The sequence below is a fragment of the Pseudonocardia sp. genome (genome assembly GCF_025465255.1).
GTDB lineage: Bacteria > Actinomycetota > Actinomycetes > Mycobacteriales > Pseudonocardiaceae > Pseudonocardia.
In genome coordinates this window covers 31,816-47,354 of the sequence record NZ_JAODNI010000182.1, presented here as the reverse complement: position 1 = coordinate 47,354, position 15,539 = coordinate 31,816, and the positions used below count along the sequence as shown (strand labels likewise).

Below are 15,539 nucleotides of genomic sequence, written 5' to 3'. Positions count from 1 at the left end.
GAACGCATCGGCGTACTCGCCGCGCTCCGCGCCACGGGTCAGCACCGCCACCGTCTCGCCCTCGTGCACCCCGGAGAGGGTCAGCTGCTGCAGGCAGATGTCGTTGAACAGGTTCTGGTCCATGGCTCCTCCGGCCTCGACTCCAGATAGTCCGAACACTGACGATCGCGCAGTGCGCTCCGGACGTCAAGCGGTGGCGTGTGACGAATGTGCGAACCAAGGCCCACGGAGCCACCGGGAGACCGCTGCACACGGTGCTCACACTCCCGTCGCGAACTCAGCTCAACGGCGGCGGCGTGCGGGCGGGGTCCGGCAGCGCGATGTCACTCCTCCACAGGCCGCGGGGGGGGCGAACGCGCCCGGGCTGTGGGTCTGCAGGTAGGAGTGCAGCCTGGCAGAGCCGTGCAGGCGCTTCAGGCTCAGCCGGTGCAGATCGTCGTCGCGACGCCGTAGGGCAGCGAGTGCGCGGTTCGTGTCGCCGCTGGTGCGCAACGCCGCCACCACGTCTTCGATGATCGGCGCGCTCACCCTCGACGAGGACGACCGGCGGGTCCTTGCCGTGTGGACGGCAGACTGCGCCGAGCAGGAGCTCTCCCTGTTCCAGCACCGGAAGTCCCACAGGGGTCAGTAGACCGTGTTCTCCAGGTCGACGCCCGCGCTCTGCAGCTTGCGGTAGAGCGTCGTTCTGGAGATGCCGAGCAGTATCGCGGCCTCTTTCTTGTTGCCCCGGGTCTCCGCCAGGGCCTCCAGGATCGCGTGCACCTCGGCGCGCTCGAACCGGGTCAGGGTGGCTCGGGTCGCGGCGCGGCGCAGGTCGTTGGGTACGGACGCAAGGCCGATGCGCGGGCCGTCGGGGGCGGCGGCCACGATCCGGGACACCGCTGCCCGGAGGTCGCGGACGTTGCCCGGCCAGGACAGCCGGGCCAGCAGTTGCACGACCTCGGGCGCCACGGTGGCCGGTGCGGCGATCGCGGCGACGAGGGCGGCAAGGTCCCCGCGCCGATCCCGCAGCGGGGGCATCCACGCCGTCTCCTGCTCGACGCCGGGGAGCAGCGGTGCGTCCGGCCCGGTCGCCGTAACCGCGCACCACCATCCCCGGCCGCCGGCAGTGGCCAGCAGGGCGGCGAGGGTGCGCATCGCGGACGCCGACAGCAACTCGACGTGCCTGACGACGATCGCCCCGGGCCGACCGCCGAGCACGGAGCTCAGTCCCGCCAGCCACGACGCCTCCCCGTCCTGTACCGCCGCGGCCGCGTCGGCCTCGTGCGGCTCCGCACCGTGCCGGGCGCAGCCGGCCGCCACGGCAAGGGTCCGCTTGCCCGTGCCGGGCTCACCGCAGAGCACGAGGACGCTGCCCGGCGCGACGGCGCCCGCTCTCCGCAGCGCCTCGACGAACACCGGATCGCGACCGAGGAGGGTGCGCCGCAGCCGGTGCAGGGTGTCGTCGTCGGCGGAGGGCCTACCCGGCAGCGGGTCGCGGTCGTAGGCCGAGGGCCGGAGCTCGATCATCGCGCCGACCAGCTCACCGCCGTCGTGCAGGGGGGTGGTGCGCGTGCACGCCACCCTGCCGTCGGCGAGTGCGAGCTCGCCCCACACGGGTCCGTCGCCCACCCGGGCCGCGTCGTCCCAGAGGACCGCCTGGTCCACGCCTTCGAGGAGGCGGGCGGCGCGCGGGTTGGCGAGGACGACTCGCTCGTTGATCACCACGACGCCTCCGTGGCCCGGTCTGCTCGCCTGGAGGAACTGCGCCAGGAGCGCGCGTTCCCGGCGGGACTGCTGCTCGAGCAGCCTGCTCTCGATGGCGCGTGCCGTCTGCTCGGCGACGAGGGTGACCAACCGGTTGTCCCGATCCGCCGCGCAGGTGACGTCGAGCACGCCGACGCAGCGCTGACGCAGCGGATCGATGATCGGCACTCCCACGCAGGTGAACGCGACCAGGTCGGACGAGTAGTGCTCGTAGCCGTCGATCCGCGTGGTGCGGCCCAGCTCGATGGCGGTGCCGACCCCGTTCGTGCCGGTCACGTCCTCGCCGAACACGAACCCGGGCCCGACGTTGCGGGCGTCGAGCAGGCGCACCAGCGCCGTCTCCTTGGCCAGGCGGTCGAGGATGCGGCCCTCGGCGTCGCTGAGCAGGAAGCTGATCTGCAGGTCGCCGAGGCGCTCGACAACGGAGTCGAGGACGGGCCTCGCCGCGCGCAGCAGCGGCGACTCGCGGTCGACCTCGGGGCGGTACGGAGGAATCAGGCCGTCCACGGGCACCGACCAGCTGAGGCACCGACGCCACGACGAGACGACCTCGGCACGGACCCGCGCGGGCCCCCCGCCGGAACTGAGAAAGCGCTCCCGTTCATGAGCGAGCTGTCGCTCGAGCATCTCTGCCATGCGAACCCCGTCGTTCTTCGGCTCCGTCCAGCATGCTCCCGGCCCGAGGTGGTCCCGTGTTCACATCTGGAACACACGCACGCCGCGCGACGAGGACGGCTCCCCCGCTCACCAGCGTGACCTGCACGAGGCGGCTGCGGCGAGCGAGGGTGCGCGGGAGCGTGGCACCGCGCGTTCCCCGGGCCCGGGTCGACGGTGACCAGGACCCGAACAGCGGGCCACGGGCCCGTGTCCACAATCGGGACGCGGATGAGGCCCGTCGCGGTGCGACCGTCCGTGTCATGAGCATCACACTGCGTGGGGCGAATCCGAGTTACATGGCCCTGGACCTGTGGGACGTGCACCGCCTGAAGAACATCGCGAAGGACCACGACGCCCTCCTGTTCCCCGGGCGCGACGAGACGGGGATCCAGCACCTCGACAGCGACGAGAAGCTCGTGGCCATCGAGTTCTCGCCCGCTCACATCGACGCCTGAAAGGGATACCCATGAGCACACCCACCAGCGACGAGCTCGACGTCCTCGTCGTCGGGGCCGGGTTCGCCGGCCTCTATCAGCTCGACCGGCTGCGCAACCTCGGCTACTCCGTCACCGTCTTCGAGGCCGGCTCGGACCTCGGCGGGGTCTGGTACTGGAACTGCTACCCGGGCGCCCGCGTCGACACCTGGGCCCCGCTCTACCAGTTCTCCCGCGAGGACCTCTGGCGCGACTTCGACTTCACCGAGCTCTACCCCGGCTGGGACGAGGTTCGCCGGTACTTCCGGCACGTCGACCGGAAGCTCGAGCTCAGCAAGGACATCCGGTTCAGCACCCGCGTCATCGGTGCCGAGTTCGACGAGGAACGCCGGCAGTGGGAGGTGCGTGCCCGCGACGAGCGCACCGGCGAGACCTCGTCGGTGCGGGCCCGCTACCTCGTGCTCTGCACCGGGTTCGGGTCGAAGCCCTACGTGCCCGAGATCCGCGGCCTCGACACCTTCGCCGGCGAGTGCCACCACACCGCCCGGTGGCCGCAGGGCGGCCTCGACGTCACCGGAAAGCGCGTCGGGGTGATCGGCACCGGCGCGAGCGGGGTGCAGGTGATCCAGGAGTCCGCGCCGGACGCCGCCCACCTGACGGTGTTCCAGCGCACCCCGAACCTGGCCCTGCCGATGCGCCAGCAGCAGCTCGACGAGGCGGCCAACCGGGCTATGAAGGAGTCCTATCCGGAGCGGTTCGCGATGCGCGCGACGACCTTCGCCGGGTTCGACTACGACTTCCAGGACAAGGGCGCGCTGGAGGTCTCGGACGAGGAGCGCACCGCGGTCTACGAGAAGCTGTGGGAGACCGGCGGCTTCGTGTCCTGGCTCGGCACGTTCAACGACATCTTCTTCAACGCCGAGGCCAATGCCACCGCCTACGCGTTCTGGCGGGACAAGGTGCGGGCCCGCATCACCGACCCGGCCACGGCCGAGAAGCTGGCTCCGACGGTGGCGCAGCACCCCTTCGGGGTCAAGCGTCCCTCTCTCGAGCAGCGCTACTACGAGGTCTACAACCAGGACAACGTCGACCTGGTCGACCTCCAGGACACGCCGATCGAGCGAGTGACGGCGACCGGGGTGGTGACCGCGGACGGCCGCGAGCATGCACTCGACGTTCTCGTCCTGGCCACCGGCTTCGACGCGGTCACGGGCGGGATCACGGCCATCGACATCTGCAGCACGAAGGGCGATTCGTTCGCCGACGTCTTCGCGGCCGGGACACGCACCCATCTCGGGACGGCGACGGCGGGCTTCCCGAACCTGCTCTATGTGTACGGGCCGCAGAGCCCCTCGGCCTTCTGCAACGGTCCCACCTGCGCGGAGCTGCAGGGCGACTGGGTCGTCCAGTGCCTGGAGCACATGCGGAAGAACGGGCTGACCCGGATCGAGGCGACTCCGGAAGCGGAGGAGGCATGGGGTGAGCACGTCGCCGAGCTGACCGCGGACACGCTGTTCCCGTTCGCGAAGTCCTGGTACATGGGCGACAACGTGCCGGGTAAGAAGCGGGAGCTGCTGGCCTACCCCGGCGGGTTGCCGACCTACCTGCAGAAGTGCGCGGAGGCGGCCGAGCGCGGCTACGAGGGGTTCGTGCTGGGCTGAGGCCGATGCGGCTTCCGGGGCCGGCGCCCGCTCCACGCGGGTGGGCGCCGGCTCCCCGGTCTCGGGCATGTGCGGGCCGCTGCAGTGAAGCGACCGCGTGACCATGCCGCCGTCGGGAGCCCACCGGCCGGCCCGTGTGATGTCGGGCCCGTCCTGCGGCGGCGCCCGTCGTGACCGGCCGGAAAGACCACACGTCCGGGGGCGCGACGCCGGGTGCGGGGCGACCGGGCACGCTACGTCACCCTCCCGGGAGACGGGACCCGCGAATCGGGCCGGTGCCGGTACCGACACGGCGGCGCGGGTCACCGCCTGTACCTCTGCAGGTCGGACTGACCGGCGCACGGCAGAGATCCACGTCACCGCTGGGTGCGGTCTCGTTGCGGCACCAACGGGGCCTCCGGGCCCCGCCCGCCGCGCACCCCGTGCCGGAGGAGACGTTGCCGATCTCGCTCTGCTCGGACCATCCGATGCTGCGCCGCGCAGGCGTTGCGATCCTGGCCGTCCTCATCGCGGCCGCCATGGTGTCGGGCAACGCCCTCCTCGGGCACCGAGCGCATATGCGGCCGCTCCCTCCCTGGGCCTGGGGACGTCCGCGTCCTTCGCGATCCTGGCCGGGACTGCGGTCAACAGCACCGGTGTCTCGACCGTGTCGGGCGACATCGGTACCAGCCCGGCACGACAGTGACCGGCTTCCCGCCGGGCCAGGTCAAGAACGGCTCGATCCACATCGCCGACGCCGCCGCCGTCCAGGCACAGGCGGATCTGACCGCCGCCTACAACGATGCGGCGGCGCGCACGGCGGCCTCCACGGTGATCGCCGACCTCGGCGGGCAGACACTGCCTCCGGGGGTGCACCGATCGGCGACCTCGCTCACCCTGACCGGGACGCTCACCCTCGACGGCCAGGACGACCCGAACGCCGTGTTCATCCTCCGGGCGACCACGCTGACGACGGCGTCGAAAGGCATCGTGAGCCTCGTTCGCGGTGCTCAGGCGTGCACGTCTTCTGCAGGTCGGTGGCTCGGTGACCCTGGGCGAAGGCACCACGTTCGTGGGCACCGCGATGGCCCTGACCGCGATCACGGTGCACACCGGCACGACCGTGACCGGGTGGGTGCTGGCCCGCAACGGCGCGGTCGCCCTGGACGCCAGCACGATCACCCGGGCCGACCTGCGCCGCGAGCGGCTCGGCGGGAGCCGGCGGCACCGGTGGCGCGGGCGCGGGCGGCGCCGCCGGAACCGGGGGCAACGGTGGCGCCGGTGGCGCGGGCTGATCGATGAACTCCGGCGTGGCCGGCTAGCTGGCCCCAGACCGATGTCGTAGGTCCGGGCCCGGGCCGGGTTCAGTCGTCCCCGGCCAGAGAAGCGAACAGGAACCAGATGTAGCAGCAAACCCCGGCCGCCCACCTGCGCACACGGTCCGCCGTCGGGGAATCCCGGGGACGGCCCGGAGCGGCGGGCCGCCGCTCGGCGCCGGCCGCATCAGGGGGCCGGTCCGACGGCGACCGCCGTGACGATGACCTGGCCCGCAACTGGGCAGGATTGGCCGGGTGCACCAAGCGCCTGCCAGGTAGGACACCCGGTCCGATCGGCGAGAAGAAGGCATGCACAGCCCGGCACCCCGGGCTTCTCAGCGGTCGCGCCGGAGAATCCGCTCGCGGCGGCGCGGCAGGTGCACGCGCAAGCCCCCACTGCCAGCGGCCTCCATAGCGCCGCGCGTCATCGAGTCGAACCGGCCACCGATCAGGGCCGCGTCGACGAAGTCCGTGGTCAGCGCCGTCCACGCCCACCACTGCCGCAGCAATACATGGCCGGCACCGGGCAGCTCGACACGGCCGATTCGGGCACCCATCCGGCGCGCGCCCACCGCGAACCGGTAGGACATCACCGGATCGGTGTGCCGGTCGCGAGCGGCGTGGATCATGAGTACCGCCCGGCCCTTCAGTTGCCCCGCGGGATCCGACTCCTCCAGCCAGGGAGCAAGGAGTACGACACCGGCCACCCGCGCATCTCCGGCGACATGGACCGCCACCCGGCCGCCGAGCGAATGGCCGACCAGCCCCACGGGAACGGGCCCGTACCGCCCCTGCACCTCGGCCAGCGCCCACCACGCGTCGGCCACCGGGTCGGCGCGCTCGCCGTTCCACCCCCGGTAGCGGTAGCGCAGCAGGTGCACGGCGAGGCCTTGCCGCCGCCCCCGCCCGGCGATCCGCCCGGCCAGGGGCCACAGGAACGCCTCGGCCAACCACAGGTGCGGCCGCCTGCTCTCGGGCTCTCCGCCGGGCAGGAGCAGCACGACCCCACGCACCGATCGCGCCCCGCAGCGGCGGCTGAGCCTCGGCACACGCAGGTCCCTCCGCACCCGGCCAGTCTGCCCCGGTGCTCCAGGCGCCGTGCCGAACGACTCCCTGCCGCGTCAGGTCGCGATCATGCCGTCCCGTCAGAAGCCCTGTCCGCATGCAGCGTGTCCAGGGGGCTGCCGCTAGGGTTTCGACGGCCGCACACCGGGGGGCCTCGACCGCGACCACGTCGAGCAGGCAGCCGCACCGCGCCGGCTCCAGGCCTGCTCTCATGCGGGTTCCTCGGCAGCGCTCGCGCCGGCACGTTAGTCCCGGTCCGCCCACGCATGCCGGTGCTCATCCGGCGACCTACCGCTGGAAGCTGATGGTGTCGACGTCGGCTCGCTGCTGCGCGAACCTGGCCAGGGCGCGGCCGAGCTCGTCCTGCTCGGTCGTACCCGCCGTCGTGGCGGATTCCTGGTCCGGACAGGTGAGCGCGACGATCAGGACCGCTCCCGCGTTGGTCTCGGTCTCGAGCAGGTCGGCGAGCGCAGGGAGGCCGAGACTGCGGATCCGGGCCTCGACCGCCGCGAGCCGCACTCGGGCCGCGGTCAGGTCACGGTCGTGGTCGGCGGCGATCGCGGCGCGCTGATCGGCCTGGGCGTCGCGATGGGCGCGGATCAGAGCCTGCACACCGGGCGGTGTCGGAAGTGTGGCGGACATTGTCGTGCGCCTCCTGGAAGGGTCAGGAACAGCGTCACCCGAATCAGGTCTTAGATCTGGGAGACACGCCCTGATATGTAGTCCGTTCTGTCAAGGGGCAGGGTGCAGCTCGGTGGTGGCGAGCGTGTCGGCTCTCGACGCGTTGTCAGTCTGATATTCGCGGGTTGGTTACCGCAGGACGGACTGTTCGGCTCGCCTTCCCCGGCCAGGAACCGGGCCAGCCCGAACCCGGTCGGGCCGGCCTCGTAGGTGACCGCCACCGGCCCCGGCAACGACCGCAGCCACCCGAGCAGCTCCGCATGATCCGGTGTCAAACACCGCTCGAACACCTCGGCCGTCCGGGCGTCGACCCCGGAGGCCACCACCGATCGTGCGTGCACATCCAGCCTGCCACTCGTACACCTCCGGTCCACTGGGGCCTCCCACATCTAGTGGCTCTACCGGCCAGGACCCACTCCTGCCCGGCAACCCACGTTCACATGTGGCGAGGCCCCAACCCGGACCTCCATACCGTCCAAACAGGCGCGCCGGCTACGCGCAGCGCCAGGTCGCCCTTCGAGGTACTCATCAGCGGGGGCGCCCTCCGGCGCGAGGCGAGCACATCGCAGCACATCGGCCGCTGGGTGCGCTCTCTGGGCGGTTTGTCTTGCTGCATCGGGGGCATCCCGCGTCAATGGGTCAGTCGGAACGCCATCCCCGAGAGGGAATTCTCCCTCGAGAGCGGAGCCTTCCTCCGGAGCGGATCCTCTCCACCCGCCGGCTACTGCTCGTATTGGCCGCCGGCGCCGTCGTCGCCGTCGTCGCCGCCGTCCTCGGTGCGCCCGAACTAGCTCCGCTGGCCGGGTGGACCGTGACCGCGGCAGCCGCCCTGACCTGGGCGTGGATGATCCGCTGGCCACAAGATCACGAAGGCACCAAACGGCTCGCCGAGGCGGAGAGCCGGTCCCGGTCCACCGACGCCGCGGTCCTGCTCGCCGCGATCGCAAGCCTCGCCGCCATCGCCCTGGCCCTGGTCCGCGCCAGCAGCAACCAAGACCCGGTCGCGATCGCCCAGGTCATCCTCAGCGTGCTCGCCGTGGTCCTGTCCTGGGCTCTGGTGAACACGGTCTTCGCACTGAAATACGCGCGCCTCTACTACAAGGACGAGACCGCCGCCGACGGCGGCCTCAACTTCAGACAGGACCAGCCACCGGCCTACAGCGACTTCGCCTACACCGCGTTCACGGTCGGGATGAGCTTCGCCGTGTCGGACACCGAACCCACCACCACCAACGTTCGGAAGACCGCCCTCGGACACGCCCTGCTCTCCTACGCCTTCGGCACGGGCATCGTCGCGGTGGTCATCAACCTCGTGGCCAACCTCGGCCAGTAGTGGCGCGCTGGCCCCTTGACCGCCTGCACGGCGTGCGCCGCATGGTCGACGACCTGGAGATCAGCCTCTGTCGGATGGTCGAGATCGACGCGGGTGGCGCCGCCGCCTGCACCAAGGGCACCGAGATTCCGCTGATGTTCAACTGGGCCGACCTCCGAGGCGGTGTGGCTGCCGCACCGCACGCTGACACGCGGGGCCGCCGCGCTCGCCGAGGCGCAGCACGTCCCGGTGCTCTACGACTCGGGCTCCATCGCGCTCGCCCGACCATGGGGCCACGGTCGCCCATGGGGCCACGGTCGCCCTGGTCGAGGGTGACGTCGACCGGCGCCACCGGCGGTGCGACTGCCCGCCCGCTCGGCCAGCCACCGGGTGGTCACCCGTAGCCCGGCCCGATCTCCAGGACCGCGCCGCCGGGCTTCACCCCGTCGAGCGCCCCCGGCATGACCTGCCATGCCTCCGCTCCGCCCAGCCCAGCCCAGCCCACGGAGCGTCACAGCCGGCGATGGAATGCGTTCATCGGCATGCCCGAACGCTAGGTACCGGCAAGCGTGTCCGCGAGGCCGTATCGTTCCCAACCCGCCCGCATTCGGGACACCCCCCGCGTCCCCGGCCCCGAGGTCGTCGAGGTCGCCGTGAATTCCTCTGGCCGCACTCGTCCAAGCGTGAGCAACGGCATTGGACCGCGTGCAGGCCGCGCATCCCTCCAATCGACTCAACGGTCTTGGGGCGCTCGCCCTCCGGACGCAAATTCTCCGCACTTCGACCGTCGGCTGCCCTGGCGCCCGCGGAGCGGAGCAGGCACCATAATCACATGCCACGCTGGGCATGGAGCCTGATCCTCATCCTGATCCTTCTTATCTGGATCATCCCCAATCCGGCGACGGCAGGTGCGGCTGTCGGCAACGCATTTCAGGCCGTCGTCATCTTCTTCCGCAGCATCGGCAGTGCGGCCGTTACTTAGTTGATTCGAACTGAAGAAGAAGGCCGACTGTTCGGAAGCGGCCCGTAGGGGGTGACCGGCCGAGGAAGGTTGATCTCTGCCGGTGGTTCGATCATGCGGCGAGGGCTGCAATCTTGACGAGGTCGTGAGCCAGGACCCCGCGCCCGGTCCAGATCCAGGCTCCGTCGAGTTCGGGAAGGCGTGTGCGGTCCCAGCCGTACTGCCGTTTGAGGGTGCTGATGCGGGCTTCGCTGCCGGTGCGCCACTTGACGGTTCTGCGAAACGCGCGGCGCTGCTCATGGGCCTGGCGGTCCTTGCCGGGTCTGCCCTTGTGGGATCACCAGGGTGCGCACGCCGAGGGCGTGCAGGTCGTTGTCCACCGGGGCTTCGCCATAGCCGCGGTCGGCGGTGACCGTACGCGGCCGCCGGGGCGGCGGATGACCCGGCCGACCGCGGGCGCGAGTTGCAGGGCGTCGGCGGGGTTGCCGCGTCGACGGTGTGGTCGAGCACAATGCCGCCGTCATTTTCGACGACCTGGGTCTACGACCGCGACACAACTGCACCGTCGCAGGCTCGCCCGCATTCCGACTGGCACCGACCTGGTGTTCACCTCGGCCACGGGAACCACGCTCGATGCCCACAACGTCCGCCGCGCATTCCGACGGGACGCGATGAACGCCGGGTTAGACGCGCCCCTGTGGACCCGCGCGAGCTCCGCCACAGCTTCGTGTCGCTGCTGTCGGACTCGGGGGTACCTGCGGAGAACATCTCCAGGCTGGTCGGCACAGCGGGACGCTGTCGCGGAGACGGTGTATCGGCACCAGCTACGCCCGTGCTCGAAGAGGGGCGGTCGCAATGGACGAGATCTTCCCGGCAGAGGATGCGGGATAGACACTCAGTTAGTCGCTCAGCGGCCCGGGGGATCTTTACGAAGATCGACCCCTGGGCCTCTGACCAGGGTGGAGCTGAGGGGATTCGAACCCCTGACCCCTTGACTGCCAGTCAAGTGCGCTACCAGCTGCGCCACAGCCCCTTGCGATGACTGAACCGTACACGACGGCTGTGGAGCCGATTCCCGGGGGGTCCCGGGAACCGGCTCCACGGCGTCAGCCTGCGATTGCCTCGGTGAGCCAGTTCGTGTCGTTCAGGTCGACCTTGCTGCCGTCGACCATCACGGTCGGTGTCCCGAACCGGCCGTTGCTCTGCAGGGCGGGGTCCGCGACCGTGGTGTCGGTGGCCGAGGCGATGGCGGCGGCGTTGCCGTTGCCCGTGACGCACTGGCCGAACGTGTCCGGCGCGCCGAGGTCCGTGCCCTTCTGGATCAGCTCCTCGTCGCTGAGGCCGGGGCCGCCCTCCGCGGGCTGGGCCGCGTAGAGCGCGGCGTGGTAGGCGGGCCAGATGTTCGCGTCCGCGGCGCAGAGGGCGGCGTTCGCGGCGCGGGTGGAGTAGCCGGCGGGGCTCGAGTTCGCGTCGAGGAAGCCGAGCGCGTGGTACTCGACCTTGATCTGGCCGGCGTTGAGCGCGGTCGTCAACTGGTCACCGTAGCGCTGCTCGAGCCGCTCGCAGTAGGGGCAGAGGTAGTCCTCGTAGACCGAGATCGTCTTCGGCGCCGACGGCCGGCCGGCGACGATCACGGTGTCCGCCCGGCTGACCGGGTAGTTCGCCGCCACCGGCGCGTTCGCCGCCGAGTTGCGGTTCACCGCGATCACGACGCCCACGATGATCGCCGCGACCACGACGATCGCGACGATCGCCAGTGCGGGCGTGTTGCCGAGGATGCCTCCACGGCTCGCCCTGCCGGTCGCCTTGCGTGCCGCCTGCAGCCGGGCCTCGGTCGCCGCCTGGCGCCGTTCCCGTTCCCTGCGCTCCGCACCACCCATGTCAGTCCCTGTCTCCTTCAGTTCCCCGAGCATCTCGCCGGGCCCCGACGCCCGCGGCTGCGGGCGCGGCGCCGAACCGGCCGTCGAGGGATCCCAGCGTCCGCGGCCGGACCGCGAGCCACACCGCCAGCACCATGAACCCGGTGTCCCGCAGCAGCTCCTGCACGTACTGGGTCTGCCCGGCCGCGACCGCGCCACCGCCGCCGAAGCAGCCGCAGTCGATCGACAGCCCGCGCGCCCACGCCTGGCTCACACCCGCGATGAACGCGACCAGCAGCCCGACGGAGAGCCACGCGACCAGCCGGGTCCCGACGCCGAGGAGCAGCAGCAGACCCAGGGCGAGCTCGAACCACGGCAGCACACCCGCCACGACCGACACCCCGAGCTTCGGCAGCACGTCGTACGCACGGACGGCCACGTAGGTCTGGTCCGGGTCGACGACCTTGAGCAGGCCGGACACCAGCCACACCGCCGCAAGCCCCAGCCGCGCGAGCGTGCCGACCACGTTCAGTACGCGATCCCTCGTCACGCGGCGCACCGTAGTCCCGCCACCTGAGACGTTTCTGAGTGCCCGGAGCAGGCCAGAACCGCTCGCGCGCGGACTCCTGCTCGAGGACCGGGTCCAGATCGGACAGCCGGTTCATCGACGCGGCAGCGCGCGCATCCGGCGCGCAGGTGGGGTGGCCCGATCCCCAAGCTCGTCCGCGGGATGCCGCATGCCGGAGAGCACGAGGTACGGCTTCTGCGGGTGGAACGGCTTGCGCCGCAGCGCACGGTTGGACTCGACGAGCACGACGCCCCGGTCCCGGTGCCCGTCCGTGGATTCGACGTGCGGGCCGAGCTGGTCCGCGAAGGCCCACAACGGTTCCCTCTCCCGAGTGTCGTGGCCGCGACGCGTCCGCGAGCCGATCGTCCTGGTGGGGGCAGCGGCTACGCTCGGCTGGTGAGCACTCCGGTCCCGGACGACGAGCTGGCCGCGCACGCGCAGGACCATCACCACCAGGACATCTCCGGTGGCTGGCTGCGCGCCGCCACGTTCGGCGCCATGGACGGCCTCGTCACGACCATCGCGCTGGTCGCGGGCGTCGGCGGCGGCGGCGGCGACCGCCAGTTGATCGTGCTGACGGGCATGGCCGGGCTCGTCGCGGGCGCGTTCTCGATGGCGTTGGGCGAGTTCGCGTCGGTCGGTACGCAGAACGAGGCCGTGCAGCAGGAGGCGTCGAAGGAACGCGACGAGCTCGAGCGCCACCCGAACGCGGAGAAGGCCGAGCTGGTCGAGATGTACCGGGAGATGGGTCTCACGGAGCCGACCGCGCAGGCCGTCGCCGAGGAGGTGCACGCCAACCCGGACCTGGCGCTGCAGGTGCACGTGCGCCAGGAGCTGGGAGTGAGCCTGGACGACCAGCCCTCGCCCTGGACGGCGGCGATCTCGTCGTTCCTGTGCTTCGCGATCGGCGGCATCATCCCGCTGCTGTCGTTCCTCCTAGGGTCGTCGTCGCTGGTCCTCGCGCTGGGGATCGGCGCGGTCGGCCTGTTCGTGGCGGGTGCGCTCTCGTCCCGCTTCACGGTCCGCACGTGGTGGGGCGGCGGGCTGCGGCAGCTGATGTTCGGGGCGATCGCGGCGGCCGCGACCTATCTTGTCGGCATGCTCATCGGGGTCTCCGCCGCGTGATCTGACACTCTGGAAGGGCAGACCCGACCCGACACGACCCTCCGGAGGCCGCGCGTGACCGCAGAGGCGCCCCTCGCCGGCGTCGAGGGCCTGGGCGCGCAGAGTCTCGTCGAGCTCGCGCTGCGCAGGCTCCGTGCGGAGATCCTCGACGGCGAGCTGGCCCCCGGGGAGCGCCTCGTCGAGGAGCAGCTGACCAGGCGCTTCGGGATCAGCCGCGCGCCGCTGCGGGAGGCACTGCGGCTGCTGGGCCAGCAGGGGCTCGTCGAGCACCTCCCCCGGCGTGGCGTGCGGGTGGCCGAGCTGTCGGCGAAGGACATCAGCGAGCTCTTCAGCCTGCGGGACGTGCTCGAGGAGTTCGCCGTGCGCACCGCGCTGGCGGGGGGCACGCCGGATCCGGCGCGGCTCGCCGCGCTGGAGCGCGCCACCGAGCGGATCGAGCGCGCGAGCGCCGAGAACAGGCCGGTCAAGCGGGCCGAGGCGCACCGCGAGTACCACCTGGCGCTCGTCGCCCTCGCCGGCCACCACCACCTGCTCCGCATGTACGAGCCCGTGATCCTGCAGCTGCAGCTCTACATGGCCACCAACATGCGCCGGGAGGCCGAGCAGCGCTCCGCTGTCGAGGGGGCGAAGCGGCACCGGCGGCTCTACGACGCCGTCGCGAGCGGGGACGCGGATGCCGTCATGTCCGCCCTGCACACCCACGGGGCCCAGACCTTCCTCGCGCCCGAGCTCGGGGCCGACACGCCCCACTGAGGCGTTCGTCACACGGCTTTAACCGAAAGCGTCCTCCACTGACACCAAACTGTCGACAATCGACGGAATGCAGACAGTCACAGGCGTCGCCCCACCGGGCGTCCGCGGGCTCCGGACGGCCTACTCCGCGGGGACGCTCCGGCCACGCGACATGGTCGAGGCCCTGCTCGAGCGGATCGCCGAGCGCGGCGACGACGGCGTCTGGATCACGGTCGCGAGCGCGGAGCAACTCCACGTGCGGGCGGCGGAGCTGGAGTCGATGCCCGCGGCCCGGCGTGACGCGCTCCCGCTGTGGGGCGTCCCGGTGGCCGTCAAGGACAACATCGACGTCGCGGGCCTGCCGACCACCGCCGCGTGCCCGGCGTTCACGTACACCCCGGCCCGGGATGCCGGCGCCGGTCGCCGGCTGCGGGACGCGGGCGCGATCCTCGTCGGGAAGACCAATCTGGACCAGTTCGCGACCGGGCTCAACGGCGGCCGCTCCCCCTACGGTGCCTGCGAGAGCGTCTTCGGCGGAGACCTGATCTCCGGCGGATCCAGCTCCGGGAGCGCGGTCGCCGTCGCCGCCGGACTGGTCCCCGTCGCCCTGGGCACGGACACCGCCGGGTCCGGCCGGGTGCCCGCCGCGATGAACGGGATCGTCGGGCTCAAGCCGACCCGCGGGCTCGTCGGCGCGTCCGGCGTCGTCCCCGCCTGCCGCTCGCTGGACTGCGTCAGCGTCTTCACCCGCGACCTCGATGACGCCGCGACGGTGCTGGACGTCCTCGCCGGACCTGACCTGGACGACCCGTGGTCCAGGCGGTCGACGCCCCCGCCGCCGACCACCGCGGTCCTCGCCTTCCCGGAAGCCCTGGACTTCGAGGGGGACGAGGCGATGGCTGCGGCGTTCGCCCGCGTCGCGGCGCGGGCCGCGAGCCACGCGAGGGAGACGATCCGCGTCGGCGCCGGGCCGCTGCGCGAGGCCGGGGACCTGCTCTACGAGGGGCCCTGGGTGGCCGAGCGGCTCGCCGTCCTCGAGGACTTCCTCGACGCCCACCCGGACGAGGTGCTCCCCGTGACCCGCACCGTGATCGAGCGCGGCGCGGACTTCAGCGCCGTCGACGCCTTCCGCGCCCGCTACCGCCTGCAGGAGCTGCGGGTCTGGGCCGCGGCGCTCTTCGCCCGCGCCGACGTGCTGCTCCTGCCGACCGTGCCGACGACGTTCACCCGCGCCGAGCTCGTCGCGCAGCCGGTGGCCCGCAACCTCGTCCTCGGTCGGTACACGCAGTTCACGAACCTGCTCGACCTCGCCGCCGTCGCCGTCCCCGCGGGCACGACCGCGGACGGCCGCCCGGTCGGCGTCACCCTCGTCGGCCCCGCCTTCGCCGAGGCCCGCCTGCTCGCCGCCGCCGCACGACTCGTCCGCCCATGACCACCACCGAC

At 71.8% G+C, this 15,539-nt stretch carries 15 protein-coding genes, 1 tRNA gene and 3 pseudogenes; 10 read left to right on the top strand and 9 right to left on the bottom strand.

Translation table 11 applies throughout. The features are described from left to right. Positions 1–123 (bottom strand): annotated as a pseudogene (locus JWP64_RS22130) (leucyl aminopeptidase); the annotation flags it as partial. Positions 124–472: 349 nt separating this feature from the next. Between JWP64_RS22130 and JWP64_RS22125 the strand changes: the two are divergent. Continuing rightward, positions 473–631 (top strand): hypothetical protein, encoded by a 159-nt coding sequence (locus JWP64_RS22125; protein ID WP_297500273.1) that lies wholly within the window; start codon positions 473–475, stop codon positions 629–631. On the opposite strand, the gene JWP64_RS22120 is transcribed toward JWP64_RS22125, so the two are convergent. Beyond that, a complete protein-coding gene (locus tag JWP64_RS22120) occupies positions 625–2,253 on the bottom strand; it encodes a helix-turn-helix domain-containing protein (protein ID WP_297500270.1) in 1,629 nt (542 codons plus the stop codon). The genes JWP64_RS22125 and JWP64_RS22120 overlap by 7 nt on opposite strands. 410 nt (positions 2,254–2,663) lie before the next feature. On the opposite strand from JWP64_RS22120, the gene JWP64_RS22115 reads away from it, so the two are divergent. The 4 genes and pseudogenes from JWP64_RS22115 to JWP64_RS22105 all read left to right on the top strand — a co-directional run bounded on the left by JWP64_RS22115 (position 2,664) and on the right by JWP64_RS22105 (position 5,822). After that, a complete protein-coding gene (locus tag JWP64_RS22115; protein WP_297500267.1) occupies positions 2,664–2,858 on the top strand; it encodes a hypothetical protein in 195 nt (64 codons plus the stop codon). An 11-nt stretch (positions 2,859–2,869) separates the two neighbouring features. Next, a complete protein-coding gene (locus JWP64_RS22110) occupies positions 2,870–4,498 on the top strand; it encodes an NAD(P)/FAD-dependent oxidoreductase (RefSeq protein ID WP_297500264.1) in 1,629 nt (542 codons plus the stop codon). Between the two features lie 366 nt (positions 4,499–4,864). Then, positions 4,865–5,485: pseudogene (locus JWP64_RS31660) on the top strand (ice-binding family protein); the annotation flags it as partial. After that, positions 5,484–5,822, top strand: coding sequence for an ice-binding family protein (locus tag JWP64_RS22105; protein ID WP_297500261.1), 339 nt, complete (start codon positions 5,484–5,486; stop codon positions 5,820–5,822). The pseudogene JWP64_RS31660 and the gene JWP64_RS22105, both read left to right, overlap by 2 nt. Before the next feature lie 306 nt (positions 5,823–6,128). Here the strand turns inward: JWP64_RS22105 and JWP64_RS22100 are convergent, their stop codons facing one another. Both JWP64_RS22100 and JWP64_RS22095 read right to left on the bottom strand, forming a co-directional pair. Beyond that, entirely contained in the window at positions 6,129–6,806 is a 678-nt protein-coding gene (locus tag JWP64_RS22100) for an alpha/beta hydrolase (protein WP_297500257.1), read from the bottom strand. 340 nt (positions 6,807–7,146) lie between these two features. After that, entirely contained in the window at positions 7,147–7,500 is a 354-nt protein-coding gene (locus JWP64_RS22095) for a hypothetical protein (protein ID WP_297500255.1), read from the bottom strand. A 772-nt stretch (positions 7,501–8,272) separates the two neighbouring features. On the opposite strand from JWP64_RS22095, the gene JWP64_RS22090 reads away from it, so the two are divergent. Next, on the top strand, positions 8,273–8,872 hold the full coding sequence (locus JWP64_RS22090) for a DUF1345 domain-containing protein (RefSeq protein ID WP_297500253.1): 600 nt from the start codon (positions 8,273–8,275) through the stop codon (positions 8,870–8,872). Positions 8,873–9,683: 811 nt separating this feature from the next. Next, entirely contained in the window at positions 9,684–9,833 is a 150-nt protein-coding gene (locus tag JWP64_RS22085; RefSeq protein ID WP_297500250.1) for a hypothetical protein, read from the top strand. 91 nt (positions 9,834–9,924) lie between these two features. Here JWP64_RS22085 and JWP64_RS22080 read toward each other — a convergent pair. The 5 genes and pseudogenes from JWP64_RS22080 to JWP64_RS22060 form a co-directional block, all read right to left on the bottom strand. Then, positions 9,925–10,349: pseudogene (locus tag JWP64_RS22080) on the bottom strand (transposase); the annotation flags it as partial. Positions 10,350–10,772: 423 nt separating this feature from the next. After that, positions 10,773–10,845, bottom strand: a tRNA-Ala gene (locus tag JWP64_RS22075). Between the two features lie 73 nt (positions 10,846–10,918). Next, positions 10,919–11,692, bottom strand: a complete 774-nt coding sequence (locus JWP64_RS22070; RefSeq protein WP_297500247.1) for a thioredoxin domain-containing protein — start codon at positions 11,690–11,692, stop codon at positions 10,919–10,921. 1 nt (position 11,693) lies between these two features. After that, positions 11,694–12,221 carry a MauE/DoxX family redox-associated membrane protein gene (locus JWP64_RS22065; protein WP_297500245.1) on the bottom strand — a complete coding sequence of 176 codons (528 nt, stop codon included), beginning with the start codon at positions 12,219–12,221 and terminating at the stop codon, positions 11,694–11,696. Between the two features lie 111 nt (positions 12,222–12,332). Beyond that, positions 12,333–12,554, bottom strand: a complete 222-nt coding sequence (locus JWP64_RS22060; RefSeq protein ID WP_297500242.1) for a cryptochrome/photolyase family protein — start codon at positions 12,552–12,554, stop codon at positions 12,333–12,335. A gap of 81 nt (positions 12,555–12,635) precedes the next feature. Here JWP64_RS22060 and JWP64_RS22055 point away from each other — a divergent pair, with 81 nt between their 5' ends. From JWP64_RS22055 to atzF, 3 genes are all read left to right on the top strand, one after another. Then, on the top strand, positions 12,636–13,364 hold the full coding sequence (locus tag JWP64_RS22055) for a VIT1/CCC1 transporter family protein (protein WP_297500239.1): 729 nt from the start codon (positions 12,636–12,638) through the stop codon (positions 13,362–13,364). A gap of 54 nt (positions 13,365–13,418) precedes the next feature. Continuing rightward, positions 13,419–14,117: a GntR family transcriptional regulator gene (locus tag JWP64_RS22050; protein ID WP_297500236.1), complete on the top strand. Its 699-nt coding sequence runs from the start codon at positions 13,419–13,421 to the stop codon at positions 14,115–14,117. Between the two features lie 67 nt (positions 14,118–14,184). Then, on the top strand, positions 14,185–15,528 hold the full coding sequence (gene atzF / locus JWP64_RS22045; protein WP_297500233.1) for an allophanate hydrolase: 1,344 nt from the start codon (positions 14,185–14,187) through the stop codon (positions 15,526–15,528). The last annotated feature ends 11 nt before the right edge of the window (positions 15,529–15,539 follow it).

Bases quoted from the DNA above. Each gene is read 5' to 3' on its own strand.
- JWP64_RS22115 (WP_297500267.1), top strand. From the start codon at position 2,664: ATGAGCATCACACTGCGTGGGGCGAATCCGAGTTACATGGCCCTGGAC.
- JWP64_RS22110 (WP_297500264.1), top strand. From the start codon at position 2,870: ATGAGCACACCCACCAGCGACGAGCTCGACGTCCTCGTCGTCGGGGCC.
- JWP64_RS22095 (WP_297500255.1), bottom strand. From the start codon at position 7,500: ATGTCCGCCACACTTCCGACACCGCCCGGTGTGCAGGCTCTGATCCGC.
- JWP64_RS22085 (WP_297500250.1), top strand. From the start codon at position 9,684: ATGCCACGCTGGGCATGGAGCCTGATCCTCATCCTGATCCTTCTTATC.
- JWP64_RS22070 (WP_297500247.1), bottom strand. From the start codon at position 11,692: ATGGGTGGTGCGGAGCGCAGGGAACGGGAACGGCGCCAGGCGGCGACC.
- atzF (WP_297500233.1), top strand. From the start codon at position 14,185: ATGCAGACAGTCACAGGCGTCGCCCCACCGGGCGTCCGCGGGCTCCGG.